At 37.4% G+C, this 26,256-nt stretch carries 30 protein-coding genes; 3 read left to right on the top strand and 27 right to left on the bottom strand.

From position 1 onward, the window contains the following. Positions 1-70 precede the first annotated feature (70 nt). Positions 71-2,107, bottom strand: a complete 2,037-nt coding sequence (locus tag M3210_RS00755; RefSeq protein ID WP_251510202.1) for a sigma 54-interacting transcriptional regulator — start codon at positions 2,105-2,107, stop codon at positions 71-73. 285 nt (positions 2,108-2,392) lie between these two features. Between M3210_RS00755 and M3210_RS00750 the strand changes: the two genes are divergently transcribed. Beyond that, positions 2,393-2,635: a DUF2627 domain-containing protein gene (locus tag M3210_RS00750; RefSeq protein WP_251510201.1), complete on the top strand. Its 243-nt coding sequence runs from the start codon at positions 2,393-2,395 to the stop codon at positions 2,633-2,635. Positions 2,636-2,798: 163 nt separating this feature from the next. Further along, positions 2,799-4,163: an aspartate kinase gene (locus M3210_RS00745; RefSeq protein ID WP_251510200.1), complete on the top strand. Its 1,365-nt coding sequence runs from the start codon at positions 2,799-2,801 to the stop codon at positions 4,161-4,163. A 101-nt stretch (positions 4,164-4,264) separates the two neighbouring features. On the opposite strand, the gene spo0A is transcribed toward M3210_RS00745, so the two are convergent. The 24 genes from spo0A to M3210_RS00625 form a co-directional block, all read right to left on the bottom strand. Next, a complete protein-coding gene (spo0A, locus tag M3210_RS00740; RefSeq protein ID WP_251510193.1) occupies positions 4,265-5,041 on the bottom strand; it encodes a sporulation transcription factor Spo0A in 777 nt (258 codons plus the stop codon). A gap of 201 nt (positions 5,042-5,242) precedes the next feature. After that, complete coding sequence (spoIVB, locus tag M3210_RS00735) at positions 5,243-6,445, bottom strand: SpoIVB peptidase (RefSeq protein ID WP_251510183.1); 1,203 nt, start codon at positions 6,443-6,445, stop codon at positions 5,243-5,245. A 223-nt stretch (positions 6,446-6,668) separates the two neighbouring features. After that, on the bottom strand, positions 6,669-8,369 hold the full coding sequence (gene recN / locus M3210_RS00730) for a DNA repair protein RecN (protein WP_251510180.1): 1,701 nt from the start codon (positions 8,367-8,369) through the stop codon (positions 6,669-6,671). Positions 8,370-8,395: 26 nt separating this feature from the next. Beyond that, positions 8,396-8,845 carry a transcriptional regulator AhrC/ArgR gene (gene ahrC, locus M3210_RS00725; protein ID WP_251510178.1) on the bottom strand — a complete coding sequence of 150 codons (450 nt, stop codon included), beginning with the start codon at positions 8,843-8,845 and terminating at the stop codon, positions 8,396-8,398. A gap of 19 nt (positions 8,846-8,864) precedes the next feature. Continuing rightward, positions 8,865-9,683 carry a TlyA family RNA methyltransferase gene (locus M3210_RS00720; protein ID WP_251510176.1) on the bottom strand — a complete coding sequence of 273 codons (819 nt, stop codon included), beginning with the start codon at positions 9,681-9,683 and terminating at the stop codon, positions 8,865-8,867. A 157-nt stretch (positions 9,684-9,840) separates the two neighbouring features. Beyond that, positions 9,841-10,725: a polyprenyl synthetase family protein gene (locus M3210_RS00715; RefSeq protein WP_251510174.1), complete on the bottom strand. Its 885-nt coding sequence runs from the start codon at positions 10,723-10,725 to the stop codon at positions 9,841-9,843. A 1-nt stretch (position 10,726) separates the two neighbouring features. Further along, positions 10,727-10,963, bottom strand: a complete 237-nt coding sequence (locus M3210_RS00710) for an exodeoxyribonuclease VII small subunit (protein ID WP_251510172.1) — start codon at positions 10,961-10,963, stop codon at positions 10,727-10,729. After that, on the bottom strand, positions 10,947-12,305 hold the full coding sequence (xseA, locus tag M3210_RS00705; protein ID WP_251510170.1) for an exodeoxyribonuclease VII large subunit: 1,359 nt from the start codon (positions 12,303-12,305) through the stop codon (positions 10,947-10,949). Before xseA ends, M3210_RS00710 begins: the two co-directional genes overlap by 17 nt. Next, positions 12,295-13,155, bottom strand: coding sequence for a bifunctional methylenetetrahydrofolate dehydrogenase/methenyltetrahydrofolate cyclohydrolase FolD (gene folD, locus M3210_RS00700; protein WP_251510168.1), 861 nt, complete (start codon positions 13,153-13,155; stop codon positions 12,295-12,297). The genes xseA and folD overlap by 11 nt, the downstream gene beginning before the upstream one ends. 11 nt (positions 13,156-13,166) lie before the next feature. Next, positions 13,167-13,550 (bottom strand): transcription antitermination factor NusB, encoded by a 384-nt coding sequence (gene nusB / locus M3210_RS00695; RefSeq protein ID WP_251510166.1) that lies wholly within the window; start codon positions 13,548-13,550, stop codon positions 13,167-13,169. A gap of 155 nt (positions 13,551-13,705) precedes the next feature. Beyond that, positions 13,706-14,092, bottom strand: coding sequence for an Asp23/Gls24 family envelope stress response protein (locus M3210_RS00690; RefSeq protein ID WP_251510163.1), 387 nt, complete (start codon positions 14,090-14,092; stop codon positions 13,706-13,708). A 25-nt stretch (positions 14,093-14,117) separates the two neighbouring features. Then, complete coding sequence (gene accC, locus M3210_RS00685) at positions 14,118-15,473, bottom strand: acetyl-CoA carboxylase biotin carboxylase subunit (protein WP_251510162.1); 1,356 nt, start codon at positions 15,471-15,473, stop codon at positions 14,118-14,120. Between the two features lie 15 nt (positions 15,474-15,488). Continuing rightward, a complete protein-coding gene (gene accB / locus M3210_RS00680; RefSeq protein ID WP_251510161.1) occupies positions 15,489-15,992 on the bottom strand; it encodes an acetyl-CoA carboxylase biotin carboxyl carrier protein in 504 nt (167 codons plus the stop codon). Positions 15,993-16,408: 416 nt separating this feature from the next. Beyond that, complete coding sequence (locus M3210_RS00675) at positions 16,409-16,972, bottom strand: SpoIIIAH-like family protein (RefSeq protein ID WP_251510160.1); 564 nt, start codon at positions 16,970-16,972, stop codon at positions 16,409-16,411. An 11-nt stretch (positions 16,973-16,983) separates the two neighbouring features. Next, on the bottom strand, positions 16,984-17,604 hold the full coding sequence (spoIIIAG, locus tag M3210_RS00670; protein ID WP_251510159.1) for a stage III sporulation protein AG: 621 nt from the start codon (positions 17,602-17,604) through the stop codon (positions 16,984-16,986). Further along, complete coding sequence (spoIIIAF, locus tag M3210_RS00665; protein WP_251510158.1) at positions 17,601-18,215, bottom strand: stage III sporulation protein AF; 615 nt, start codon at positions 18,213-18,215, stop codon at positions 17,601-17,603. Before spoIIIAF ends, spoIIIAG begins: the two co-directional genes overlap by 4 nt. A 10-nt stretch (positions 18,216-18,225) precedes the next feature. Beyond that, complete coding sequence (gene spoIIIAE, locus M3210_RS00660) at positions 18,226-19,395, bottom strand: stage III sporulation protein AE (RefSeq protein ID WP_251510157.1); 1,170 nt, start codon at positions 19,393-19,395, stop codon at positions 18,226-18,228. 11 nt (positions 19,396-19,406) lie between these two features. Next, on the bottom strand, positions 19,407-19,799 hold the full coding sequence (gene spoIIIAD, locus M3210_RS00655) for a stage III sporulation protein AD (protein WP_251510156.1): 393 nt from the start codon (positions 19,797-19,799) through the stop codon (positions 19,407-19,409). A 92-nt stretch (positions 19,800-19,891) separates the two neighbouring features. After that, positions 19,892-20,092 (bottom strand): stage III sporulation protein AC, encoded by a 201-nt coding sequence (gene spoIIIAC / locus M3210_RS00650; RefSeq protein ID WP_251510155.1) that lies wholly within the window; start codon positions 20,090-20,092, stop codon positions 19,892-19,894. Between the two features lie 18 nt (positions 20,093-20,110). Continuing rightward, on the bottom strand, positions 20,111-20,623 hold the full coding sequence (spoIIIAB, locus tag M3210_RS00645; protein WP_251510154.1) for a stage III sporulation protein SpoIIIAB: 513 nt from the start codon (positions 20,621-20,623) through the stop codon (positions 20,111-20,113). After that, positions 20,620-21,543, bottom strand: a complete 924-nt coding sequence (gene spoIIIAA / locus M3210_RS00640) for a stage III sporulation protein AA (RefSeq protein WP_251510153.1) — start codon at positions 21,541-21,543, stop codon at positions 20,620-20,622. Before spoIIIAA ends, spoIIIAB begins: the two co-directional genes overlap by 4 nt. 172 nt (positions 21,544-21,715) lie before the next feature. Continuing rightward, the gene (efp, locus tag M3210_RS00635; protein WP_251510152.1) at positions 21,716-22,276 is read right to left on the bottom strand and encodes an elongation factor P; all 561 of its coding nucleotides are present in this window, start codon (positions 22,274-22,276) and stop codon (positions 21,716-21,718) included. 18 nt (positions 22,277-22,294) lie between these two features. Beyond that, on the bottom strand, positions 22,295-23,356 hold the full coding sequence (locus M3210_RS00630; RefSeq protein WP_251510151.1) for a M24 family metallopeptidase: 1,062 nt from the start codon (positions 23,354-23,356) through the stop codon (positions 22,295-22,297). Positions 23,357-23,436: 80 nt separating this feature from the next. Continuing rightward, positions 23,437-23,943: a YqhR family membrane protein gene (locus M3210_RS00625; protein ID WP_251510150.1), complete on the bottom strand. Its 507-nt coding sequence runs from the start codon at positions 23,941-23,943 to the stop codon at positions 23,437-23,439. 324 nt (positions 23,944-24,267) lie between these two features. Between M3210_RS00625 and M3210_RS00620 the strand changes: the two genes are divergently transcribed. Continuing rightward, positions 24,268-24,645, top strand: a complete 378-nt coding sequence (locus M3210_RS00620) for an SA1362 family protein (RefSeq protein WP_251510148.1) — start codon at positions 24,268-24,270, stop codon at positions 24,643-24,645. A 58-nt stretch (positions 24,646-24,703) separates the two neighbouring features. Here the strand turns inward: M3210_RS00620 and M3210_RS00615 are convergent, their stop codons facing one another. Both M3210_RS00615 and mntR read right to left on the bottom strand, forming a co-directional pair. After that, positions 24,704-25,594, bottom strand: a complete 891-nt coding sequence (locus tag M3210_RS00615) for a patatin-like phospholipase family protein (RefSeq protein ID WP_251510147.1) — start codon at positions 25,592-25,594, stop codon at positions 24,704-24,706. A 229-nt stretch (positions 25,595-25,823) separates the two neighbouring features. Beyond that, the gene (gene mntR / locus M3210_RS00610; RefSeq protein ID WP_251510146.1) at positions 25,824-26,246 is read right to left on the bottom strand and encodes a transcriptional regulator MntR; all 423 of its coding nucleotides are present in this window, start codon (positions 26,244-26,246) and stop codon (positions 25,824-25,826) included. Positions 26,247-26,256 lie beyond the last annotated feature (10 nt).

The following is a 26,256-nucleotide window of genomic DNA, read 5'->3' as shown; positions in this document are numbered from 1 at the left end:
TCCATGTTTTAATTTATTGGTAAAACATTTAAACGGCTGAATGTAAGCGCTTTACTATTTTTAGATAACATTATTCAAGCTGATACTTCTCTATTTTATAATAAAGATTTCGAATGGATATATCCAATGCCTGTGCGGTTTTTGTTTTGTTGAAACCATTACTCTTATATACTTTGTTAATATAATCCCTTTCAAACGTTTCGACTGCTTCAGATAATGATTCCCATTCTGGAAAAAGTAGATTGGATTGCTTTTCATCTTCCGAGTTCTGCTCTAGTTTTGGTAAGTGATCTTTCGTAATCACTTCTTCCTGATTATCCATAAAAATCATCGCTCTACCTAATATATTTTCAAGCTCTCTCACATTTCCTGGCCAGTGGTATTGTTCCAACAAATCAACTGCTTCTTCACTAATACTTTTGACGTTTCTCCCGTAATCACTGTTCAGTTTTTGAATGAGATGATACGATAATTCCGGAATATCAGATTTCCTCTCGCTTAGTGATGGTATAAATATCGGCAAGCGATTTAACCGATAGTACAGATCCTCCCTGAAAGTACGATTATGAATCGCTCTTTCTAAATTCAGGTTAGTTGCTGTAATTATTCTCACATCTACCGGAATTGGTTCCCTGCCGCCTACACGGATGATTTCTTTTTCTTCCAATACACGTAATATCTTTGATTGCATATTTAAGGAAAGTTCCCCGATTTCATCTAGGAATACACTGCCTTTGTGAGCTTCTTCAAACGCACCGATTTTCGTTTCTTGTTCCGTGGTTGATTCCAGACCAAATAATTCGATTTCGAGCAGTCTCTCATTTATGGCAGCACAATTAACCCGTATAAATTTATTATGTTTACGAATGCTTTCATTATGGATGGCGTGGGCAAACAATTCCTTACCAGTGCCGGAATCACCTCTAAGTAATACAGTGGCTGGTGTTCTCGCACCGACTTTTGCTTGTTCCAGGGCAAGTTGCAACTCAGGAGAAGATCCGATAATATCGCCAAAAGTATACTTGGCCTCAAGGCTTCTAATAAGTTGCTTTGCTAGCTTGAGTTCTTTTGTCAATGCTTGGATTTCTGAAACATCATGAAGTACCCCAACACTTCCACGAATTTTACCTTTTACTATAATAGGTGCAATATTCACAATAACATCTTTTTTATACTGACCGACTTTCATCCGGACTCCGCGGTAGGCTTTGCCTGTTTGCAATACCTTCATATGCATGCTCTCCCCTTCGTGGATATCCACGGTGGCAGGTTTCCCAATGACCTCTGCCTCAGTTAAACCTGTTATCCTTGTATATGCAGGGTTGATCATGATGCCGTTACCTTTTTCGTCCACTACACTAATTGCTTCATCCGATGATTTTATGATTGCCTCAAGCATATTCTTTACTTCTATCAAGTCGGTATTTTCTTCTGCGAGTTTGACGACTTCCGTAATATCCTTAAATAATGTAAAGGCACCAACCAATTCACCTCGCTCACTAATAAGTGGGATTCTTGTGGAGATAATCTGTTTACCGTTATCCAGCGTAAACTTTTTATTAATTTCTTTTTCCCGACTTTTAAGCACTTGTGGTAAACGTGAATTTTTTATTACATCTTGGATAGGGGTACCTATAAAGTCATTCTTAGGGATACCGACTATTTCAGCGGCCTTCTCATTCACAAATCGAATAATTTCTTGATTGTCTATTACGATCATTCCATCACGAATGTGATTGAGAATCAACTCTTGATTGTCACTTTGTAGTTTAATTTGCTCGAGTAATGCACCTTTCTCTTCAACAAGTTCCGATATGATGTAGGCTACTGCTCCTGGAACTACGACTGTCTTGTCTTTTCTTGAACGTATCATTTCTTCCAGTACAGTATTATCCCCAGTAGCTTCAATCATAATATCGATGTCATGATCCAGCCATTCTTTCCATTCAGTTCCTGTATTGATATGTAATTTCTTAGCTAAAGCTAAACCTGGAGCTGTTTCATTATGATCGACTACTGCTACAATTTGCATACTCGCAGTGGATTGGATGATTTTTATTAAGGCTGTGCCTCCCCTACCAGCACCGACAATCAACACTTTTTTCATCGCCTCACCACCTTTGCATTATATTGCATACCTATATGATACTTTAACATGAATTAATTAGCAATGTTAAATTGATTGTGATAATTACTGCATAGTATACTTCACGCTTCTCAGAAGGCTAATAAAAAGACCTTGGAATGCGAAGTGTATCAAAAAATCTTAGTAGTAATCTATGTTCATTATGTATTTTCAACGAACAAATGACGATTTAATACCGAATTAATGTTTATTTTGTTATACTTTATTATAAGATGTATTTTACAAGTGAACTAAAGGGGAATTTACATGGTTAGAAATTTGGCGATTATTATACTTTTGATTCCTGGGGTTATTGCCGCAATTGGAATTAAACTGATGCGTGATACATTATTCAATGACTTTTATACAATTTTTGTGTATTCATGGATACAATTTTCTGTCGGGTTATTACTCTTTATAGTGGGAGTTGGATTCCTTGGAGGGTTTATCATCTTTCGGGACAGGAAAAGGAATATTAAAGTTAAAAAGGGTAATTCGATTGACGCTTAAAATCAATACTTTCGTTTAAAATGTTCCTAATTACATTAACTCTTCTCTCTCATAAGAAGAGTTTTTTATTTTGCAAACTTTTTTGTTCATTTTCGTCATTTTTTGACTTTTTTATGGTATGATTATTAGAAAATTATATTTTATTGTGTCAGGGGGAGAATGAATGAAGGTCGCAAAATTTGGCGGCAGTTCAATGGCCAGTGCTAACCAGTTAATTAAAGTTGCAAATATTGTAAAGGATGATGCGAGCCGCAAATTTATCGTTGTGTCTGCTCCAGGAAAACGATACAAAGAAGACACTAAAATGACCGACTTGCTAATCGATCTTGGAAAAGCATACATCAATCAATTACCATACGAACATCAACTGAACATCATCATGGAACGTTTAACCGAGATTGTAACTGAGCTCGACCTCCCACGTGATTTATTGGAAGAGTTTGCAGTATCTTTAAAAAAGGTTCAAAAACTACATCCAAATAAAGAAAGTTTGATGGATGCTGTAAAAGCAATCGGTGAAGACAGCTCAGCAAAAATGCTCAGCGCATACTTAAATAAGATAGGTATACACGCTTCTTATGTGAATCCTAAAGAAGCGGGATTAATTCTAAGTGATGAACCAGGAAATGCACAGATATTACCGGAAAGCTTCGATAAAATACGGGAATTAAAGGAACGCGAAGGAGTATTGGTAATTCCAGGTTTCTTCGGCTACACGAAAGAAGGGAAACTTGTAACATTCTCACGTGGCGGCTCAGATATAACAGGATCAATAGTTGCAGCTGGAGTGAATGCTGAGCTATATGAGAATTTTACGGACGTTGACTCTGTCTATTCTGTCAATCCTGCTTTTGTTCCTAATCCGAAAAAAATTACAAAGCTTACCTATAGGGAAATGCGTGAACTTTCCTATGCAGGGTTTTCCGTATTTCATGATGAAGCATTGATCCCAGCATATCACGCGAAGATCCCGGTAGCGATTAAAAACACAAATAATCCTACCGCTGAAGGAACGTTAATTGTTGCTGAAAGAGATTTAAACGGGCAAGTAGTTACAGGAATTGCAAGTGATACAGGTTTCTGCAATCTATTCGTAAGTAAATATTTGATGAACCGTGAAATTGGGTTCGGACGTAAACTGTTAAATATCTTTGAAGATGAAGGCGTATCTTTTGAGCATGCTCCTTCAGGTATTGATAATATGTCAGTTATATTCCGAGAAAGAAACTTGCCTCGGGAAAAAGAACATGTCATCATTGAACGTATCAAGAATGAACTACATCCGGATACAGTTAGTATTTCAAGAGGAATTGCAATTATCATGGTTGTAGGAGAAGGACTTGTTAATTCAATCGGGGTTGCCAACCAGGCTACAGAAGCTTTCACTAAAGCAAAAGTTAATATCGACATGATTAACCAAGGTTCATCTGAAGTATCGATGATGTTCGGCATTCAAGCATCGGATCTAGAACGTGCAATCCGTTCATTATATCAATCCTATTTTGTTGAAAAATCAGTCGTAAAATAATATAACGTTATCTTTAAATTACTGTATTCGATTCAGAATACCTAATTTATTTGTACAAATAAAATACCAACGAATAGACTTTCCATTCGTTGGTATTTTTATCAGCTGACTTGATGTTCCAATCGCAATCTGTCGGCAACCATAGCGATAAACTCCGAATTGGTTGGTTTTGCTTTTGAAATATTAATTGTATAACCGAATAAAGCCGAAATAGAGTCAATATTCCCTCTATTCCAAGCGACTTCTATAGCATGCCGTATAGCCCGTTCCACTCTAGACGCAGTAGTATTGAACTTTTTGGCGATTTGTGGATAAAGAGTCTTTGTAATGGACCCCAATAGTTCAATATCATTATAAACCATGGTTATCGCTTCACGTAAATACATATATCCTTTAATATGAGCCGGTACCCCTATTTCGTGTATTATATTCGTAATATTTGCTTCAAGATTATGTGTTTTCGTCACTTTTTTCTGCTTTGGTACTTTTGTTTTAAATTCTGTATTAGTGTTGATTGTGCGAATTCGGTCTGCAAGATGATCCAAATCAAATGGCTTTAAGATAAAGTAGGACGCACCGAATTCTACGGCTTTTTTCATTACTTCCTCTTGCCCAAAAGCTGTCAACATGATGACTTGAGGTGTTTTAGTCAATTCCATGGACTTTAATTGATTTAATACTGCAATACCATCAATATGAGGCATAATAATATCTAAAATAAGTATATCTGGTTCCAAAACTTCTAACATCTCTAAACATTCTTTTCCATTAGAAGCGGTTCCAATTACTTCAATATCCTCTTGTTCATCAAAATATTCTTCCATTAATGACACCAACTCTGGGTTATCATCGACTAAACATACCGATATACGCTCCACTCTATGAATCCTCCTTATTATTTCCTTTTCTTTTTACATATTCTACAAAAGAATGAATTATCCTTCTTTATTTTAAAAGAATTTGTAAATTTAAATATTTCACTATATTCTCGTCAATTTTCTTTTTGATTCGATAATATTCGACAAGAAAAACAAAAAACTTGTAACAGAGTCTCGTCTGTTACAAGTTCGACAAAGGATTCAACTAGCCTGAGCCATCGTTTCTGTTTTCTCTTCTATATTAATTCCTGCATCTTGGAGCATCCATTCAATATGGATACCGTATCCAGATGTCGGGTCATTTACAAACACATGGGTGACCGCGCCAACTATTTTTCCGTCTTGGATAATCGGACTTCCACTCATCCCTTGTACAATGCCTCCTGTACTCTCCATAAGTTTCGGATCCGTGATTTTTATTACCATTCCTTTAATATCTGGCTTTTTCTGGGGTACAGAGCTTACAATTTCAATATCAAATTCTTCGACTTTTTCATCATCAACAACTGTTAGTATTTTGGCTGGTCCTTCTTTTACTTCATGTGCACGAGTGATGGGTAGTGGTTCATCGTACTTACCGTTCTTAATACCTTTATCCAGTACACCAAAAATCCCATGTGGAGTGTTTTTTATAATACTCCCCAATATGTTTCTATCTGCTGAAAATCTTGCATGTTTTTCGCCCGGGGTTCCTTGGTCTCCCTTTTCTATATCAACAACCGAGGAACGAACAATTGTACCTCTTACCATATCAATTGGCTTTCTCGTATCCATATCTGAAATCACATGTCCCAATGCTCCATATCGTTTACTATCTGGATCATAAAACGTCATCGTTCCAATTCCTGCTGCAGAATCTCTAATATAGAGCCCTATCTTATATTCATTGTCACGTTTATCTAGAACGGGTTGCAAAGATGTTTCATGTAGTTTGTTCCCTCTTCGTAACTTGATTTTTAAAGGTTCATTTTGTTTACCAGCTTTATTCACGAGCGTTTTGATTTCATTCATCTCTCTAATTGGATTGCCGTTTATTTCAACAATCATGTCACCTATCATTACTTTTGCATCTTGTCCTGGAGATAGTACCCCCTGTTTACCTTGAATAGAATGATGACCGACAACTAATACCCCCATTGTTTCTAATTGAACACCGATTGACTGTCCTCCAGGAATGATACGAATCTCTTCACGATTAATCGGTTCAAAATTGGATGACTGTTCGTCCTTTGTAGCCACATCAACAGGTTGTACATTTGAAAAAGCCGTTTCATCACGTTCTATTACAGGTGCCGTACTTTCTTCCGCTCCAACCGGGTTAATAAATGTAGAAGTCAGAAGGAATATAAAGCTGATGAATAGCGAGTAGGTTAATCTTATCCATTGTTTAGTTGGTTCTTCCATAATCTTAAACACTCCTCGTATCTCACCCATACCAAATTATTTCTTTGTACCTGTAATTTGACCTGATGGACTTGTTTTTAAACTGGTGATTCATAAGCGAACTGCTTAAGTTTACCTTGAATAATCCTCGAGTTCATGAATAAGCTATCTGGCATAAGAAAAAAATAATACCAAAAGAAAAAAGCCAGTGATGTTATTTTCTGGCTTAATCTCGATAATATTCCTATTGATTTTTCTTTTTAAATGCATTTGCAAGTTCGAGCATTTCTTTGGCATGTTCTTTAGCGGTTTCAGTCAATTTAGTACCTGTAATCATGCGACTTAGTTCTTCCATTTGCTGTTCTACACTTAACTCGGTGACTGTTGTAGATGTCCGGTCATCTCTTTCATGCTTTTGAATTAATTTGTGAGTGTCTGCCATGGCCGCGACTTGTGGTAAATGCGTAATGCATAATACTTGAGAAGCCTTAGAAATTTCGTATATCTTCTCTGCAATTGCTTGTGCAACGCGACCACTGACTCCGGTATCAACTTCATCAAAAATTACACTCGTCACTCCTTGATGCTTAGCAAAGATTTTTTTCAACACAAGCATAATGCGGGAAAGTTCACCGCCCGATGCTACTTTTGTCAAATCCTTTAATGGTTCGCCGGGGTTAGTGGATATCATAAATCGAATGTTATCAAACCCTTCACTGTGAAGCTTTGGATTTTCGAGATCACTATCGAAACTAATTTCAAACTTGGCTTTTTCCAAATACAGACTTTTCAATTCATTTTGTATCTCAACCGTTAAAGCCTCAGCAGCCTTCTTTCGTAAATCGTGAAGCTGTTTCGCTTCAAGGATTGCATCCTGCTCGACTTCTTCAATTTCTTCAACCAATGCTGTCAAATGGACATCTTTATTTGTAATCTGCTCAAGTTCTTCTTCAATTTTTGCAGTATAAGTAATCATTTCATTAACTGTAGGACCGTATTTCCTTTTCAGTCGAGTAATTTCATTTAATCTGGATTCTATTTCATTAAGGCGTTCTGGATTATACTGTAAATTATCAATATAATTGCGAAAATCGAAAACAAGTGTTTCAAGGGAATAATAATGATTAGCAATTTCCTCCGCTTTTTCATTGATGAACGGATCAATATTCTCATGCTCATCTAAAGCAATCATCGCTTGATTCAGCCACTCCAAACCTTTACCTTCCCCATATAGTGCATTATAGGCATCCTGCAAAGCGGAATAGACTTTCTCAAAATTAGCAAGTGAGTTTCTTTCTCTCTCTAGAATTTCATCTTCATCCGGCGTTAGATTCGCTTCCTCAAGTTCTTTCAACTGAAACTCCAGCAAATCTTGTCGGTGAGCAGTTTCTTGCTCATTTTCATTCAACTGTTTATATCGTTGTTTTAATCGTTGGAGTTTTTCATATAAATAGGTATACTCATCCTTCGCCTGTTTGATGTTGTGGAAATCATACAAATCTAATAGTTGAATATGATTATCTCCGTCCATCAATGATTGGGTTTCGTGCTGACTATGTATGTCAATAAGCGTTTTACCGAATTCCCTTAATATGGCAAGCGTAACTAATTTACCGTTTACTCTACAAATACTTTTTCCGCTCTTTGTAATCGTTCGTTCTAAAACGACTTGCTCATCAGATATTTCTATTCCAAACTGCTTTCCAATATCATATATAGGGTGCGATTCGGATTCGATTGTAAATAACCCTTCAATCTCAGCTTTATTTGACTTATGACGAACGTAATCTACGGAACCTCTTCCTCCAGCAAGCAACTGGATCGCATCAATTATAATTGATTTACCTGCACCCGTTTCCCCCGATAGAACCGTTAATCCTTCATTAAACGTTATTGAGATTTCATCGATAATAGCAAAATTTTGTATGGATAATTCCGTTAGCATGTTCGTTCACCTCTTTTTCTTCGACGTTAGAGCATACTAATAAAGCGGTTTTTAATCTCTTCCGCGTCTTTTTCCTTTCTGCAAATAATTAAGCAGGTATCATCACCGCAGATGGTTCCCATGATTTCTTCCCAGTCTAAATTATCAATGAGTACACCAATTGCATTCGCATTTCCTGGAAGAGTTTTCAGGATGATGAAATGACTCGCATTGTCAATATTAACAAACGCATCAATCATGAGTCTTTTAAGCTTTTCTTCCGGATTAAACTTCAAATCTGCCGGCAGACTGTATTTATATTTACCCGTTAATGTTGGAACTTTAACTAAATGTAATTCCTTAATATCTCTTGAAACAGTTGCTTGAGTCACATTATAACCAAGTGCTTTCAATTCATCGACAAGTTCATCTTGAGTTTCAATTTCATGTTCATTAATCAATTCCCGTATTTTTATATGACGTTGGATTTTACTCATTTATCTGACCACCATTCCTTCATTCTTTATCCAACAAACGGTGATGGGCGCTATTGGCTAAACTTTTCAAATCAAAAGTACGTTCATTCACTTTCATCCCAGGCTGATATTTGAAATGCGCCAAGAACTCAATATTTCCCTGGGTACCTTTTATTGGAGAATACGTGATACCATGCAACAGAAAATCTTCGCTTTCAGCAAAACCAATTATTCTTTCCAGGACTTCTAAATGAACTTCAGGGTCCCTCACTATGCCGCCTTCACCGACTTGCTCCTTTTTCGCTTCAAACTGAGGTTTAATAAGTGCAACCACATCATTTTCTTGGGTTAAAAGCTCTCTCAACACAGGTAATATGAGCCGTAAAGAAATAAATGAAACGTCGATGCAAGCAAAGTTTGGATCACCATACTTTAGCATTTCCTTTGTTACATAACGGAAATTCGTACGTTCCATTACAATAACCCGTTCATCTTTCCGTAATGACCAATCCAATTGATTATACCCCACATCAATGGCATAACTCAGCTTTGCCCCGTTTTGAAGGGCACAATCTGTAAATCCTCCAGTGGATGAGCCGATATCCAAAACAATTCTTTCTTTAAGATCAAGTTGGAATTCTTCTATCGCCTTTTCCAACTTCAATCCTCCGCGGCTTACATATGATTTTTCCTTTTGTTTTATCCGGAGTGGCTGTGACTCATCCACCTTTATTCCAGGCTTGTCGAGTCTTTCTTGATTCGAAAAAACCAAACCAGCCATAATTAATCTTCTGGCTCTATCTATGTCATCTACTAATTTTCGCTCCAATAATAATTCGTCTAATCGCTTTTTAGCCATATACCTATCCCTTATCCTATATTCATCATTTAATATTAATAAGCTATTCTGATTTATTATACATGAATTCTTGTCCCTGCGAAAACAAATACAATTCCGTTAGTTAGATGAAGCAGGAAAAAAGCCGCTCATCTTGATTGAACGGCTGAATTTTAGATTAATGATTACGAGTACTTATATAATCGACTAAAGCACCTAAAAGCGAATCAGTTACACCAGCTAATTGCAATTCACTTTTTGCTTTGTTTACATACTTCTCTTTTTGTTGAATTGCTCCATCAAGACCGAGGAGTTTCGGGTAAGTACTTTTTTCATTACCTTCATCACTGCCAACCGGCTTGCCAATTTCCTCTTGTGTTCCTGTAATATCCAAAATGTCATCCTGTACTTGGAAAATTAATCCTAGGTAATATGCATAATTCGTTAAATGAACTAATTGTTCATCTGTCGCTTTTCCTAAATAAGCTCCGGCATATACAGCATATTTTAATAATTCCCCTGTCTTAAGATCATGAATTTTTTCAAGTTGTTCCAAAGAGACGGTATTTTTTTCAGCTTCCATATCAAGAATCTGTCCACCGACCATTCCCAATGGACCGCTGGCCTGAGAAAGTCTCTTCACCAATTCAACTTTTTCTCTATCTGATAAAAGAGGATCTGCTGCAATCAATTCAAAACTATGGGTAAGTAATGCATCCCCTGCCAAAATAGCTGTAGCTTCATCAAACTTCTTATGATTTGTCAATTGACCACGGCGATAATCGTCATCGTCCATCGCTGGTAAATCATCGTGGATTAAGGAATATGTATGAATCATTTCTAAAGCGATTGCGGAAGACATTGTTTTCTCAATATTTTGGTCAAAAGCCTCATAACTTGCTATCAATAAAATTGGTCTTATCCGTTTACCGCCCGCTTGCAAGGAATAGAGCATGGAAGCTTTGAGCTGTTCAGGAATAGACAATACAGATAAACGCTTCTGTATTTCATTCTCTAATAACAATTTATAATCCTTTAAATAATTGTCTAATTGAAGTTGCATCCTAGTTTTCCTCCTCCACTTCGAAAGTGGTGACTTCCCCATGCTCATTTAAGATTTTCGCCATTTTTTCTTGAACATTGTTGATTTTATCACTGCATAATTTGGATAGGATCATACCATCTTGGTAGTATTCAATTGCTTTTTCTAGTGGAACATCTCCTGTTTCCAATTTATCAACGATTTTTTCCAACTGTTCCATTGCCTCTTCAAAGGAAAGTTCTTCATATTTCTTCGTCATCTGGATTCTCCTTTATTTTTAGCACTTCCGCTTTTATCTTTCCATCCGTAAGTTTAATGCTGATGGTATCCTTTTCCCTCACTTGACCTACGGATTTTATGAGCTCTCCTTCTTGATTATAAGGTAAAGCAAAACCCCGTTTCATGATCTCTAATGGATTCACAAGGCTCAATTTATCGATCAGACTTCTTAACTCACGGTTATTTCCATCTACAATCCGCTTCATATAACGTTCGTTTTTATCCTTGAGTTCAAATAATTTCTTGGCAGCCTGTGTAACCTGTTCTTTTGGATGCTGCATATTAAGTCTTCTTGACAGTGATTCAAAGATTAAAGTTTTATTTTGTATTCCATTCTGGAATGTTCGGCCTAATACTTCTATCCTCTGATCTAACTGCTGTTCTTTCTGTCTGAGTAGTTCCTTTGGATAACGGAAAGCATAGGAATTTGTCAGGTTTTGGATATGTTTGGTTTCCGTCTCTATTAATCGCTTCATTTCTATATTCATTCTTTGCGTAAGCTGTAAAGTCGTTTGTTTCAATTCATCCTTAGAAGGAACGGCGAGTTCTGCCGCTCCTGTCGGAGTAGGTGCACGTAGGTCTGCTACAAAATCACTGATTGTTGTATCCGTTTCATGCCCGACTGCAGAAATAACCGGTATTCTGGAATTAAAAATAGCATCTGCAACGTTCTCTTCATTAAAGCTCCATAGTTCTTCAATAGAACCACCGCCACGGCCGACGATCAAAGTATCAAACCCACCTATTCGATTCGCCGTCTCAATTCCGTTTTTTATAGACACAGCAGCTGAAGCTCCTTGAACTTGAACCGGAATAACCACTACTTCAACCAAAGGGAATCGTCTATGTATCGTTGTAATGATGTCTCTAACTGCTGCACCAGTCGGTGAAGTGATAACACCTATCCGCTTAGGGAAAAGCGGGATTGGCTTCTTGCGTTCAGCAGAAAAATATCCTCGCTGTTCCAATTTGTTTTTCAGTTGTTCGTAAGCTAGATAAAGTGCACCGATTCCATCAGGTTCCATTTCATATATATACAATTGATATTGGCCGCTTGCCTCATAAACACTAACATTACCCCGAATTAAAACGTTCATCCCATTCTCTGGGTAAAACTTTAAGCTTCGATTGTTACCAGCAAACATCACTGCCTGAATGCGTGTTTCCTGGTCTTTTATCGTCATGTACATATGACCACGGCTATGATGTTTAAAATTAGAAATTTCTCCCCTCAACCAGACTTCCTGTAAATGCCTGTCGAGGTCAAGCTTGCGTTTGATGTATCTTGTCAATGCAGTGACTGTTAAGTATTTATCCTTCAATACCAGTCAATCCTTTTGCAGCTTTTATCGTATTCGATAATAACATTGTGATTGTCATCGGACCAACTCCGCCAGGAACAGGTGTGATAAATCCTGCTTTATCCTTGCAACCTTCAAAGTCAACATCACCAGTCAATTTTCCTTCCACGGTCCGATTGATGCCTACATCGATGATAACTGCCCCTTCTTTTATATCTTCGGATTTAATATAGTTTTCCCTTCCAATCGCAACTACAAGAATATCTGCTTTTTGAGTAAATTCCCGCATATTTTTTGTTCTTGAGTGACAATAAGTGACTGTTGCATTTTCATTTAACAACAATTGTCCTACAGGCTTTCCTACTATATTGCTTCTGCCGATGACAACAGCATGTTTTCCTTCTATTTCAATACCTTTTGACTTGATCATCTCAATGATTCCATAAGGAGTACACGGTAAGAAACTATCTTCACCAGTCATCATTTTTCCAATATTGATAGGATGGAAGCCATCTACATCTTTTTTAGGATCGATTCGATCAATGACTTTTTGTTCATCAATTTGTTCAGGTAACGGAAGCTGGACAAGTATTCCGTGAACGGAAGAATCTTGATTTAATTGATCGAGCAAGGATAAAAGTTCTTGTTCAGAAGTTTCAACTGGTAATCTGATTAAATCAGAATCCATTCCAACTTCTGCCGCTGCTTTTTCTTTTCCTTTTACGTAAGACAGAGATGCGGGATTATCCCCTACTAAGACAACTACTAATTTCGGTACCAGATTTTTTTCTTTCAATTGTAGAATCTCTTGAGATAAATTGCGTTTAATTTGAGCAGATAATTCTTTTCCACTTATAATATCAGCAGTCATTTTCCATTCCCTCACTTTTGAACGATTTTAGATAACACACCATTAATAAATTTCCCTGATTTCGCATCACCATAACGATTGGCCAGCTCTACAGCTTCATTGATTGAAACATTCGTAGGAATGTCGTCCAGATATTCAATTTCAAAAGCAGCAAGACGTAAAGCTGTTCTCTCTACAGAAGCTAAACGATCTAAAGACCAATTTTCAAGATGTCTGGAGATTGTATCGTCTACTTCCTGCTTTTTATCCATTACTCCTTCAATCAACTGCTTGAGGAATTTATCGTTATTTTGCTCTTCTAGGTAATCTTGTACGATGTGATTGTCGACCTCATCATTTATATCTATTTGAAAAAGAAATTGAAATGCTTTTTCTCTTGCTTCTCTTCGTTTCATCCTATTGCTCCTTTTACACGTTTCTTCACAAATAATAACATGTTTTACAGTTTGAATGCTACTCACAGGAGATTCTTACGTTCCCGTTATGTAATAGTATTCCCATCATATCAGAATAAAAGAAGGCCAAAGTGATTAGCTCTGGCCTTGGTGTCTTACTCTTTATCTTCTTTTTCATCCATATGAATGCCGACTACATGGATATTAATCTCCGAAATATCAAGTTGAGTCATCGTCTTCAAACTTTGTCTGATATTCGTTTGCAGTTCCTGAGCAACTTTAGGTATGGAGGAACCAAAGTGTAGAATACAATATACGTCAATGTTAATTCCGGTGTCCGTAAGTTCAACCTTCACACCTTTGTTATGAGTTTGCTTTCCAAATCGTTCTGCTACTCCAGATGCAAAGTTGCCACGCATGGCATATAATCCCTTAACGTCCGTTGCTGCAATACCTGCAATCACTTCAATTACTTCTGGGGCAATTTCCACTTTACCTAAGGACGTGTCGTCACTAACATTCAATAATGGTTGTTCACTCATGAAATCACACCTTTTTAGTAAGTTGTCATTTTTTCTCAACGATTGGGTTTTCATCAAGGAAGTTCGTATTAAAATCTCCATTTTGGAACACTTCATGCTCCATGATTTGTCGGTGGAATGGAATGGTTGTATGAATTCCTTCAATAATAAATTCATCGAGCGCACGTTTCATTTTTTTAATAGCTTCGTCTCTTGTTGGAGCGTATGCTATAAGTTTTGCAATCATCGAATCATAATATGGTGGAATTGTATAACCGGTATATGCTGCTGAATCCACACGGATACCGAACCCACCTGGCGCAAGATACATATCTATCATACCGGCAGACGGCATAAAGTTCTTGTACGGATTTTCCGCATTGATTCTGCACTCGATAGACCATCCATTAAATGTGATATCCTCTTGCTTTAGACTAAGCTTTTCATTATTTGCTATTTTGATTTGTTCTTTTATCAGATCAACACCGGTAACCATTTCCGTAACAGGGTGTTCCACTTGAATTCTAGTATTCATTTCCATGAAATAGAATTCCTGTGACTGACGGTCAAAAATAAACTCAATCGTACCTGCGCCAACGTAGTCAACTGCTGCAGCTGCATTAACAGCTGCTTCACCCATCTGTTTCCGAATTTCTGGTGTAATCGCTGGAGATGGTGTCTCTTCAATTAATTTTTGCAATCGACGTTGAACGGTACAATCACGTTCGCCCAAATGAATGATATTACCATGTTTATCCGCAAGAACTTGAATTTCCACATGGCGAAAGTCTTCGATGAATTTCTCTAGGTATACTCCCGGATTGCCAAATGCAGTTTCTGCTTCCTTTTGTGTAACCCGAATTCCTTTAATCAGGTCTTCCTCATTTCTTGCTACACGAATACCTTTACCACCGCCACCTGCAGTAGCTTTAATTATAACTGGGTAGCCAATTTTCTCGGCTACTTCCCTTCCCTCTTCTTCAGTTTCAATAATTCCATCTGAACCGGGAACAATCGGCACGTTAGCCTGCCTCATCGTTTCACGAGCGACGTCTTTTATGCCCATACGTTGAATAGCTTCAGGTGTAGGTCCAATAAACGTGATATTACATGCCTCACACATTTCAGCAAAGTCAGCATTCTCAGCTAAAAACCCATATCCTGGATGAATCGCATCCACATCTGTCAATGTTGCGAGACTCAAGATATTAGTAAAATTAAGATAGCTATCCTTGCTTAATGTTGGCCCGATACAATACGCTTCGTCAGCCAATTGAACATGTAACGATTCTTTATCTGCTTCCGAATAGATTGCGACTGCCTCAATGCCCATCTCATGACAAGCACGGATAATACGAACAGCAATCTCGCCTCTATTCGCGACTAATACTTTCTTAATCATTACTCCATCCCCTTATTATTTCTTTACACGGAATAATGGCTGACCATATTCCACTAATTCTCCATTTTGCACGAGTATTTCAACGATTTCTCCGCTCACTTCAGCTTCAATTTCGTTAAATAACTTCATCGCTTCTACGATACAGACAATGGATTGAGGTTCTACTTTCGTTCCAACTGTCACATATGGATCATCTTCAGGTGATGGTGCAGAATAGAATGTACCAACCATTGGTGAGACTACTTCATAATCGTAATCCACCGTTTCTGTCGATACTTCTTGTTTCTCTTGTTTTACGGTTTCTTGTTTCACTTCTTTTTGTACTTGCACTGTTTGTTCTTGAGCTTGTGCTGTTGCCGGCACTTCAATCACTTGTGTTGCTGGACTCGCAGCCTTAGATACAACTTCCGTTCCCTTCTTCAAAGTAACTGTTGTACCATTCGACTCATAATTGAATTCTGTAATAGAAGATTCATCAATTAGTTTGATGATTTCGCGTATCTCTTGTACTTTTAACATCAGTAAACGCACCCCTTATATGTTTTGTATACGGTATATTTTACTTAATTCATGCAAACCTCACAACTACATCGAAAACTTAGATGTTCACTATGCCTATGCCATTTCACTTTATTCTAAGCCAATGCTTTATCGATAGGCAAGTGTAACAACAGAAATATGTAGTATGGTTTCCATCTATCCATTATATCAGTAGTGAATGACTATAGCTAATAAAATTATAAGTTACAATTAGAAGCTGGTGCTATAAAGGAATAGAGCATAAATTAAATACTGATCGAACTAAAATACTTTTCATTTGTGATTAAGCTACGCAGTCCTGGGGAACGATGAGCATAGGATACGGATTGTTATTCGTGAATCGGCTATGAAATAATAAATCCAGACGAATATTCGTCTGGATTTTAATAGATTATTTATCTAGCAGAAGCAGATTGATAGTTTACTTCAACAGTTACATCGCGATTAAATTCATCTCTTACCATTTGCATAATTTTTAGTGCTTCTTCGCTGGATAACTCGTCCGCACGCACTTGGACATGCACTTTATCGTCGTCGGAACTTCTAACCAAGACATCTTCATAACCCGCTTCTGAGACGATGGATTGTTCCAGAATCTTCTCTTTCATTTGGATTGTTTCCAGTTCGTCAATCCCTTTTAAAGCATTATCTTTTTCTTCTATTGAAGCCGTACTTGAGGAAACAATCGCTTCTAAACGGGATTTTTCCATACTGCGATCATCTTGCACTTCCATTCGAATCATATCGAATAATTCATCACTCGTGACATTTGTAATATCAGTTACCTCTGCTTCAGCAGAATCCTCTGTGGTTGATTCAGTTTGCACTACTTCTTCATTCTCATCGCTTCCTTGATTCACTAAGGTTAAATCGTCATTTGGAGACATAATATAAAAGACACTTAACACAACCAATAAACTTAACATCGTAAGTAACCAAACCGTTTGTTTTTTTAACATGATACTCCTCCTTAATCTTTAGGCATTACAGAAATTCGGTGGGTAGGAACATCTAGGACACTAGATATTGCCTCAATAATCCAACTTTTTACATTTGCTTTTTCAGCACCTTTTGCTACAACGAAAACACCCCTTACATCCGGACGTTTCGTTTGTACAAGTATAGGCTGTTCGGTATCCCCTTGCCTGACTAAAACCGTTTGCATATCTTCTGTACGATCCTCCACTTGTCTGGTACCACCACTTTGATCTTCTTCACTAGTCGTTTGCGTGCCAGAAATGAGGTTATGCTCGTACACTTTTATATCAGATGAATCCAAATTAACCATTACTTCAGCTTCTGATACCCCTTGAATTTTGTTGAGCATCGTTACTAAATCTTGTTCATAACTGCGGGCCAATTCGTCAATCTCTGAAGCTGGACTCGTTGCTGCTTCTCCAGCCTGTGTTTTTTGCTCTGTTACCGGTGATTCATATTGTGGTTCTAATTCATCTTTCTTATTAAACAACAGGTTACTCATTAAAATTAACAACAAGCCAACTAATCCTATAATCAAAAAGTATTTTGGTTTTAGAGTCATCTTTTCTCTTCCAGAATCATTTGAAAGCAACTTATCAAGAAGTCGTTTCAAGATGTCCCCCCTTCCCAGTGAATAGTAATTTTTTTATCTTCCAGCTCCCATTTATCTCTCAACAGTTTGATAATGCTTTCATCCATTTCTCCATCTTCTTCAATTTCTGATGAATTGATCACGATTTGTTCGATTGGTTTTATATTTCCTTCCCCGTCAGCCCCTTTCTCTAAATAAACGATAACCTCTGTCAGTCCTTCGTATGTCTTGGTTGTCTCGTCCTCAAACTGAAAATTTATATCTGTTATGTGAGCATCATGTTCGTCAAGCAGTTCTTCGTTTGTGAGAGATTTTAATTGGACAGCCATTTCTTCTAAAATATATGCATCATGTGTTGATTCTATTTCACTTTTTTGCATTTCTATTGAACTTTCCATTCTTTCCATCTCCCCATCCATTTCAAATAGATTTCTGTAGTTATTATTTATGGCCCCCTCAAAGTCCAAATTAAAGAGCGAAAAGATTGGAGTGAGTAAAATTAAAATCAAGATTAAACCTAATACGAGTTTGATATACTTACTCATTGCAAGATTTGGTGTAAGTAAATCAATGATAGTCGCTAATAAAATAAATATAATAATTTGTGTAATCCAATCTGATATAAATTCCATTATCATCACTCTACCTTAGAAGGAGTGTCAGATTACTTGCCGCAACAATTAGCACAATCGCAAGTAGAAACATGAAAGAGACCGCGAGAAGGCAAGCTAATACATACAAAATATACGTGCTCAGTGATTGTAGGGTAGTAATGATCGGCCCCTTGCCAAGCGGCTCCAAGATTGCCGCTGCCAATTTATAAATAAAAGCAATGACAAGAATCTTAATAGCTGGAAACAAACAAATGAATAGTATTACGACGAGTCCGACTATACCTAAAGAATTTTTTAAGAGGAGACTGGCAGATAAAATAGTATCTGCTGCATCCGTGAAAGTTCTACCGACTACCGGTATGAAGTTGCCTGTGATGAATTTTGCGGTCTTCATTGCTACTCCGTCCTGAATCGCACTAGCTGCACCCTGTACGGACATGACCCCAAGAAAGACTGTAAATAATACACCAAGACTGCTTATCGCTACAGAGCGAAGCAAATTCGCTAGGTTCGTTACTTTATAATTATCAGATAGACTGCTTATAATGACTAGAAGCACAGCAAATGACAACAGGGGAATTGCAAAATATGAAATAAAGACGCCAGTGAAATGAATGAGAAAAATAATTATTGGATGAAAAAACGATACAGCAAATATGTTCCCGAAGGTAACCATGATTCCTAAAATCAGTGGCAATAGACCGATCATAAAACTGCTCATCGTATCGATTGCATCTTTTGCGTAAGTGACAACCGTAAAGAAGCTGGAAAGAGCAATAAAAATCAAAACTAAAAACACGACAAAATACGCAATTTTACTTACGGTGCTTTTCTCAAAAGCTGCATGCATGGACTGAAGGATCATGGAAAATATAGTTAGCAATAATAAGCTTCCAAGTAATTTACCATTGAAGATTAGTTCATGAAACAAAAAATCCATAACCCCTCGGAAAACTTGTTTGAAGGAAAAACTGTCTGTATTTCGAATAAAATCTTTCAGCGACGTACGATCAACCTCTGGTAAATACCCTCCGTATTCACTACCAATGTTTTCCCAGTATTCCTCTACAGATTCTAATGAGATATCATCAATTAGTTGTTCTTGGATTTGCAAATCCCCATCTTCTGCTTTAACGATTATGGGAAACCATAAAGTGATGAATAAGATGATGAAACCCATAACTAATTTTTTAGTCATATGCTTGCTCCTTAAACCGTAGGCAGAAAATTTACAATTGCTTCAATTACTGCTGTAATTATAGGTATGGCAAGTAGAAGAATAAATATTTTTCCAGCAAGTTCAATATTCTTAGCAACCGAGTTCAGCCCTGCATCTTTCGTCATGCTCGCACCCAGTTCAGCTATATAAGCAATACCAATAATTTTCAATATGGTTTCGAGATATAATCCGGGAACACTCGCTTGCTCTCCCAATGATTGGATGACCTGAAATATTAAACGGATTTGTTGGATGACACTAGAGAAAATGATGATTCCCACTAAAATAATGATAAAAAACGCAAAACCTGGATTAATATCTTTTAAAATAATAAAGATTACACTAGCAACTATTGAAATAATAACTAATTGTAATATATCCATATTTTTCTCCTAAGGATTTATTACTTGTCCAATAAAAGTCATTTCGGCTATTAACAAGTGTATTGGAATAATTTCATAAATCTTCTATTCTCCTAAAATAGAAAAACCGATTTTATCTGATTAAATAAATCACTCAGCCCATTAATGACAATATAGAGAACGATAATAAATCCAACTAAAGTTGCGAACTGTGCTATTTCTTCCTTGCCCATCTGCTTTAATATCGTATGGATCAGAGCAAGGATGATGCCAATGCCTGCGATTTGAAATAAAACAGATATATCGGTGAGCATGCTCTTACCCCTTTCTGACTAGACGAGCAGTAACACGATAAATACACCTAAGAGCACACCTAAACTTCTGGCTAGTTTACTGTATTTATGATGCTCGTCCCGCGCATCTTCAAGTTCACGTTCTAAATGAGTCAAAGCAAGACGTATTTGTTTTTGCTGTTGGATAAAATCATGTTGACCTAGTGAACTGCCAAATTGTTTAAGAATCTCAACCTCATTCTTTCTGTAACTGGCTAATTCGGCCAACTCCTCTGCCCTCTTATTCCAAAGTATCGTAAAATCTGTTTCAGCTGTTTTCATATCTTCACTAAGCAGATGGAAAAATTGACTGACTGGGAATGGCAGCTGGTTTGCAATTGTACGAAACGCCATTTGGAGGGGTGATTGACTATACGTTATTTCAGCTTCCAAAAGCTGCAATGCACTTTGCAGTTGCCTAATATGCTTTGGTCTTTTCTCAAATCGATTACTTATATACATCCCTATACATGTGGAAGCGATAATCAGTAATACAGCACCAAGCCACTTCATTTCCATCTGTCCCCATAATGTTGAATTCTTTTCCCATTCGAATCGAAAACCTGCACTTGATGATACGTAGATGTGCGTTTGCCAAGAACAATAAACCGTTTGAAAACTCCCGCTTTAACCATATTTTCTAGTAGCGGACGTCGCTTAATATCATCTAAAGCCTGACCGTGGATGGAACAAATAATCGTTACTCCAGAGTGGATCGCTTCCCAAAGTGCATGGATGTCCTTTTCCCCACCGATTTCATCTGCTACCAAAACTTCTGGTGACATAGAACGAATCATCATCATCATTCCTTCTGCTTTTGGACAACCATCCATTAAATCGGTCCGTAATCCAAGGTCATGTTGTGGAACGCCAAGTATAGAAGCCCCAATCTCCGAACGTTCATCGATGACGGCAACCTTCCTTGCAAATTTGTCTTTCCAACCTGAAGAAATAATTCTAACTATATCGCGGATCAACGTTGTTTTCCCTGACTGGGGTGGGCCGATTACTAATGTATTTACGTAGTTGTCTTCATAAATGAATGGTATAAAGGGCTCGGCAACACCTATTTTTTGTCTTGCTACACGAATATTAAAGTAAGAGATGTTCTGTATGGTTTTTACGGAACCGTCCATGGTGTTGACTCTTCCCGCAATCCCCACCCGATGACCACCTTCTATGGTGATATAACCTTCTCGCAATTCGTTTTCTAACCGGTATAAGGAGTACTCGCTCAATTGATTCAACAAAAACATACCGTCATTTTGACTAGGTAAAACTTCTGTTATCCACTCCACTTCATCTTCAAAGATCAATTCAATGGGCTGATTGATTCTGCAGCGAATTTCTTCAAGCTTGTCCCAGCGGTTCCCAACTCTTAGGGCAACCCAGCTTTTTAAATCTGGTGGAAAAATTCGCAATATCTCTTTCATATAACTTTTTCTCCTATCCTTTCTCGGTTGAAGACTATATAGAAAATGTATGAAGAACAAATTAAAATATGCTTATTACATCTATTCATAGAGGAAAATTCAGTGAGAGGATTTGGGGTAGAAATACAAAAAGGGCAGCATGATGTTCATGCTACCCTCATTTTATATAGTATTAATGTGCACGTGAAACGTATTTTCCTTCGTCTGTACTGATGACTAGTTTGTCACCTTTGTTTACAAAGAGTGGGACTTGGACAATCAGGCCCGTTTCTAATGTAGCTGATTTAGAGCCGCCGCTTTGCGTATCTCCCTTTATGCCAGGTTCTGTTTCCACGACTTCAAGTTCTACGTTTTTAGGCAGATCAATCCCTAAAATTTCTCCCTCATAGGATACAATAGAAACTTCCATGTTTTCCTTAATAAATTTCAATTCATGCTCTAATCTGTTGGCAGGGATTTCAATTTGTTCATACGTATTCGTATCCATGAAAGCATATGAATCTCCTGAACCGTAAAGGTACTGCATCGTTTTTGTTTCTATATGTGCCCGCTCTACTTTTTCACCGCCACGAAATGTTTTATCTTGAATGTTCCCATTTCGTAAATTACGTAATTTACTGCGAACAAACGCTGCACCCTTTCCTGGTTTTACATGTTGGAATTCAATAACCTGTACAAGATCACCATCTACTTTAATGGTCAAGCCAGTTTTAAAATCGTTTACTGAAATCATAATTTTCCTCCTTGAACTCTACAGTTGAATAAATTCTTTGGTGGAGAAGGTCAATCGCTCATTTCCTTCTTCCGTGATTACAATATCATCCTCAATACGACAACCACCGAGACCTGCAACATAAATGCCAGGCTCTACTGTAACTACCATACCAGGCTTAAGCGTCTCTTTAGATAGATGAGAGAGTCTTGGTGCTTCGTGTACTTCCATTCCCAGGCCGTGTCCTGTGGAATGACCAAAGTTTACACCATATCCCATTTCCTTGATATAATCCCTTGTTATCGCATCTGCTTCCTTACCGGTCATACCCGCTTTGATTTCATTTACCCCGCGTATGTTTGCCTCTAACACAATATCATAAATTTTCCGAAGGTCATCGCTGACTTCTCCAACCGCTACTGTGCGAGTTATATCGGAGCAGTAACCATTGTATAGCGCTCCGTAATCCAGCGTCACTAATTCGCCAGATTGGATTTCTTTCTCAGATGCTACGCCATGTGGCATTGCTGATCTGTATCCAGAAGCAACAATCGTATCGAAGCTTGAGGAGGTTGCTCCATTTCTTCTCATGAAAAACTCCAGCTCATTTGCAATCTCGATTTCTTTTACCCCTGGTTTAATATAGGATTGTATGTGTGTAAAAGCATCGTCGGCTATTTTTGCTGCCTGCTTCATAACAGCTAGCTCTTCAGGAGATTTAATTGTACGTAGGCTTTCTACAAGCCCACTTACTGGAAGCAATTCTACATCAAATGTTTTTTTATAGGTTTCATATTGTCCATATGTAGTATGGTCTTTTTCAAATCCAACACGTTTTACCTGTAGAGCATTCAATTGTTTTTTGATTTCTGATTCCAAGCCTTGTTTATGTTCGATTATCTCGAAACCTTCAGCTTGCGCTGCCGCCTGTTCTGTATAGCGGAAATCCGTAATGAATAATGCATTGTTTTCCGAAATGATTGCTACACCAGCAGTTCCGGTAAAACCGCTAATGTATCTTCTGTTTATTGGACTAGCGATTAGAATAGCATCTAGTCCATGGTCCTGAAACTGCTGCCGTAGCTTTTGTAATTTAACCATTTTCTCATTCCTTCCCTGCGCATACATCGATAATATATCATGTTTTTTAGTTTATCATAATGTTTGCAGGAATGGTAACGTTAGCTTTCCGTCTTTTGCTCCAAGGACCTTATCTGCATCTCATGGTAATCGTAGGAAATAGAATATCCCACAAACAGACCATATAATATAAATACACATAATGTAGTTATCCATGTATTTGCATCAAGTTCCAGCATTCTCTTCGTGTATGGAAAAATTGGTTGCAGAAGAAAGAATACGATTGTCCATAGTACAATTCCATAACCGACACCAACCCACATGGAATCTATTTTTCTGAATATCATATGGTAAATAACTGCGGGAACTAAGGATAAAATACTTGCTATAATAATCGCTATCACATGTCCGGAGAAGCGGTCAACCCACCCTTCCTGAACCCAAGGCTTCAATAAATATGTCTTTGGTGAAATTCCGGAGAAATTAAAGTAATAGGAAACAGCTAATAATGCACTCCAGATGAAACCACCAACCAATCCAATAACTAGCGCTCGCACAAATAACGTTCCCGTACTAGGAATCTGTGCACTTTTATTGTCGTTTTCCATCTTCGATCACCTCCATTTGTAGTATGACCAATCAATTCTATTTCTATCATTGGAAGAATGACTAAAATGTCATGATTTTGTGAATTAAAATTCTGAAAACCGATAGTTTTATTATGATGTTTTTAGTACAATTAAGATAAGGGACCTATTCTCCTACGGGATTCAGACTTTCACATTCTTTCATGTATAGTTTTTTGCAGATAGTCAAGACTGGTAATGGTTTTACCTATTGAGCACATGGAAATTTCTGAGTTTCCTAAAAGCGAAGTTGTGGTATATGCTAGTAGTATGTATTATTTGTTCGATGGAAAGGAGGACTTCTTCATGAAGCGTAAAAAAATAGCTTACCTATTCTACCTCATCATGATTCTTGCTGGATTTGGACTCGTCACGCAGTTGTTTGGAAATACTCGAGGTTTCTTGACTAGTATGTTTATGATGCTTGGTTTTGCTGTAGCTATTTTTGCGTTACTTTATTTTCTTGTCAACCGATCAAGAGGTTCGTCCGACGAAATGAAAAAGTACAAACAAGCAGTCAAACAATCAAAATCAAAATACAATCAAGCTGCACCAAAAAAACCTGCACACGTTCCTACGATAAATAAAAAAGCTGCTACGGCACGTAAAGGGAAAAAACGACCTACCCATTTACGTGTCATTGAAGGCAATAAATCTAAAGAAAAAGACCGAGCAACTTTCTAAGTAACTCGGTCTTTTTTATTTGGTTTTTATAGACTGTTTCGGTATGTTTTTGCTATCTTCATCTCGGCCATCTTGCTAAAAAAGTATCTGCTCTTGCTTTTCCCACTGCAGCCAAATGCGACTTTTCCTCATCAGATATATTTAAATCTGTAGCTAGAATATTTTCAACAGGGATAAAAAGTATATTGTTTTCCTCCGACTTTGAGATATACCTCATGTCATGTGCTTTTTTCATTGTATGGAATAATGCATAAAACATATTGAATGCATTTGTAATTTTCTCTTCTTGGTTTCCTTCACTATCTTGTTCAGTCAATTTTATACCTAATACCGGGCGCAGCTGATGCTTTTTTTGTCCAAATAACCACAGAGGGAAATTACTTAATAAACCACCATCAACAATAATGTTCTTTGTTCCTTTTTTTCCTGGAAGCTTCTTAGGCATAAAGAAAAAAGGAAAACCTGCACTCATACGCACCGCTTTTGCAACTGGAAAATCATTCGGGTGGATTCCGTAATATGTCATTAAATCATCCGGAAAAACGACAATTCTCCCCATTGACAAGTCACTGGCGATAACTTTTAAATAACCTTCCTTAATATCTTTAAATGTTCTAATATTTTTCGCAGCTAATTTTTCCGTGAGCCATTCTTCCAACTTATCTCCCTTATAGATACCCATTTGAAAATATAATAAAGGCCATTTTAGTAATGGAAGATACTGGGTAATTAATGGTGGATCCATAAATAATTTAACATCCAATTCATAAATAAGTTTTTCGATTTCTTCATATGAGTAGCGAGCAGCTATTAATGCAGACACAATCGCACCAGCCGATGTACCGGCAGTGCGTTCGAGCTGAAGTTGGTGATTATCGATGCTCTCCAGTACTCCCATATAGGCATAGGCTTTCACCCCACCACCCGAGAAAACTGCATCAATCCGCATGACTCTCCCCCTAAATGTTTAGATAGTATTATATTTACTAGGGTGAGATGTTGTTTTAGAACTATTTTTTCATATATGAACCCTTTACATACTTAACTGAGCCGCCCACGGAAAGCGAAGGTGTTTTGGGTGTGCGGGGCAGAGGCCTAAATTCACTTATCAGCAATCTATTTAAATTATTCATAAAAAAACACGCAAAAGTTAGGATGAGTCTGCTAAACTTGCGTGTTTATTTATTTTTGGATAATTGCTGTATTTCTTTTAAATCTTTCAATCGATTCTCATCTGCCTTAAAATAATTGACTAAATCACTGATGCGATCAATTGAATTCCAACTTAAATGATGTTCAATTCCTTCAACATCGTTGTAGATATTCTCTTTATCCACTCCAATGATTTCCAAGAACTCTTCAAGCAAATCATGGCGATATAACAACCTTTCACCCATTTCTTTGCCTTTCGATGTTAAAACGAATCCACGATATTTCTCATAATTGACATATTCACTTTTATCCAGTTTTTGAATCATTTTTGTAACAGAGGAAGGATGGACATCCAGTTCTTCTGCCATGTCCGATACTCTGGCATAACCTTTAGTTTCTATGAGGATGTATATTTGTTCAATATAATCCTCCATACTTGGCGTTGGCATAATAACACTC

The sequence above is a fragment of the Oceanobacillus luteolus genome, from assembly GCF_023715655.1.
In the GTDB taxonomy this organism is placed as follows: Bacteria; Bacillota; Bacilli; order Bacillales; family Amphibacillaceae; genus Oceanobacillus; species Oceanobacillus luteolus.
This window is presented reverse-complemented; position numbering and strand designations above follow the sequence as displayed.

Excerpts from the sequence above, each read along its gene's own strand:
- M3210_RS00755 (WP_251510202.1), bottom strand. The coding sequence starts at position 2,107 with ATGAAAAAAGTGTTGATTGTCGGTGCTGGTAGGGGAGGCACAGCCTTA.
- M3210_RS00625 (WP_251510150.1), bottom strand. The coding sequence starts at position 23,943 with ATGGAAAACGACAATAAAAGTGCACAGATTCCTAGTACGGGAACGTTA.
- M3210_RS00620 (WP_251510148.1), top strand. The coding sequence starts at position 24,268 with ATGAAGCGTAAAAAAATAGCTTACCTATTCTACCTCATCATGATTCTT.
- efp (WP_251510152.1), bottom strand. The coding sequence starts at position 22,276 with ATGATTTCAGTAAACGATTTTAAAACTGGCTTGACCATTAAAGTAGAT.
- folD (WP_251510168.1), bottom strand. The coding sequence starts at position 13,155 with ATGACTGCTGATATTATAAGTGGAAAAGAATTATCTGCTCAAATTAAA.
- spoIIIAA (WP_251510153.1), bottom strand. The coding sequence starts at position 21,543 with ATGAAAGAGATATTGCGAATTTTTCCACCAGATTTAAAAAGCTGGGTT.
- ahrC (WP_251510178.1), bottom strand. The coding sequence starts at position 8,845 with ATGAGTAAAATCCAACGTCATATAAAAATACGGGAATTGATTAATGAA.
- spoIIIAF (WP_251510158.1), bottom strand. The coding sequence starts at position 18,215 with ATGGAATTTATATCAGATTGGATTACACAAATTATTATATTTATTTTA.
- nusB (WP_251510166.1), bottom strand. The coding sequence starts at position 13,550 with ATGAAACGAAGAGAAGCAAGAGAAAAAGCATTTCAATTTCTTTTTCAA.
- spoIIIAE (WP_251510157.1), bottom strand. The coding sequence starts at position 19,395 with ATGACTAAAAAATTAGTTATGGGTTTCATCATCTTATTCATCACTTTA.
- M3210_RS00690 (WP_251510163.1), bottom strand. The coding sequence starts at position 14,092 with ATGAGTGAACAACCATTATTGAATGTTAGTGACGACACGTCCTTAGGT.
- M3210_RS00750 (WP_251510201.1), top strand. The coding sequence starts at position 2,393 with ATGGTTAGAAATTTGGCGATTATTATACTTTTGATTCCTGGGGTTATT.
- recN (WP_251510180.1), bottom strand. The coding sequence starts at position 8,369 with ATGCTAACGGAATTATCCATACAAAATTTTGCTATTATCGATGAAATC.
- M3210_RS00720 (WP_251510176.1), bottom strand. The coding sequence starts at position 9,683 with ATGGCTAAAAAGCGATTAGACGAATTATTATTGGAGCGAAAATTAGTA.
- M3210_RS00630 (WP_251510151.1), bottom strand. The coding sequence starts at position 23,356 with ATGGTTAAATTACAAAAGCTACGGCAGCAGTTTCAGGACCATGGACTA.
- M3210_RS00715 (WP_251510174.1), bottom strand. The coding sequence starts at position 10,725 with ATGCAACTTCAATTAGACAATTATTTAAAGGATTATAAATTGTTATTA.
- M3210_RS00675 (WP_251510160.1), bottom strand. The coding sequence starts at position 16,972 with ATGTTAAAAAAACAAACGGTTTGGTTACTTACGATGTTAAGTTTATTG.
- spoIIIAB (WP_251510154.1), bottom strand. The coding sequence starts at position 20,623 with ATGAAGTGGCTTGGTGCTGTATTACTGATTATCGCTTCCACATGTATA.
- M3210_RS00710 (WP_251510172.1), bottom strand. The coding sequence starts at position 10,963 with ATGACGAAGAAATATGAAGAACTTTCCTTTGAAGAGGCAATGGAACAG.
- spoIVB (WP_251510183.1), bottom strand. The coding sequence starts at position 6,445 with ATGGAAGAACCAACTAAACAATGGATAAGATTAACCTACTCGCTATTC.
- accB (WP_251510161.1), bottom strand. The coding sequence starts at position 15,992 with ATGTTAAAAGTACAAGAGATACGCGAAATCATCAAACTAATTGATGAA.
- spoIIIAD (WP_251510156.1), bottom strand. The coding sequence starts at position 19,799 with ATGGATATATTACAATTAGTTATTATTTCAATAGTTGCTAGTGTAATC.
- accC (WP_251510162.1), bottom strand. The coding sequence starts at position 15,473 with ATGATTAAGAAAGTATTAGTCGCGAATAGAGGCGAGATTGCTGTTCGT.
- mntR (WP_251510146.1), bottom strand. The coding sequence starts at position 26,246 with ATGCCAACGCCAAGTATGGAGGATTATATTGAACAAATATACATCCTC.
- M3210_RS00745 (WP_251510200.1), top strand. The coding sequence starts at position 2,799 with ATGAAGGTCGCAAAATTTGGCGGCAGTTCAATGGCCAGTGCTAACCAG.
- spoIIIAC (WP_251510155.1), bottom strand. The coding sequence starts at position 20,092 with ATGCTCACCGATATATCTGTTTTATTTCAAATCGCAGGCATTGGCATC.
- M3210_RS00615 (WP_251510147.1), bottom strand. The coding sequence starts at position 25,594 with ATGCGGATTGATGCAGTTTTCTCGGGTGGTGGGGTGAAAGCCTATGCC.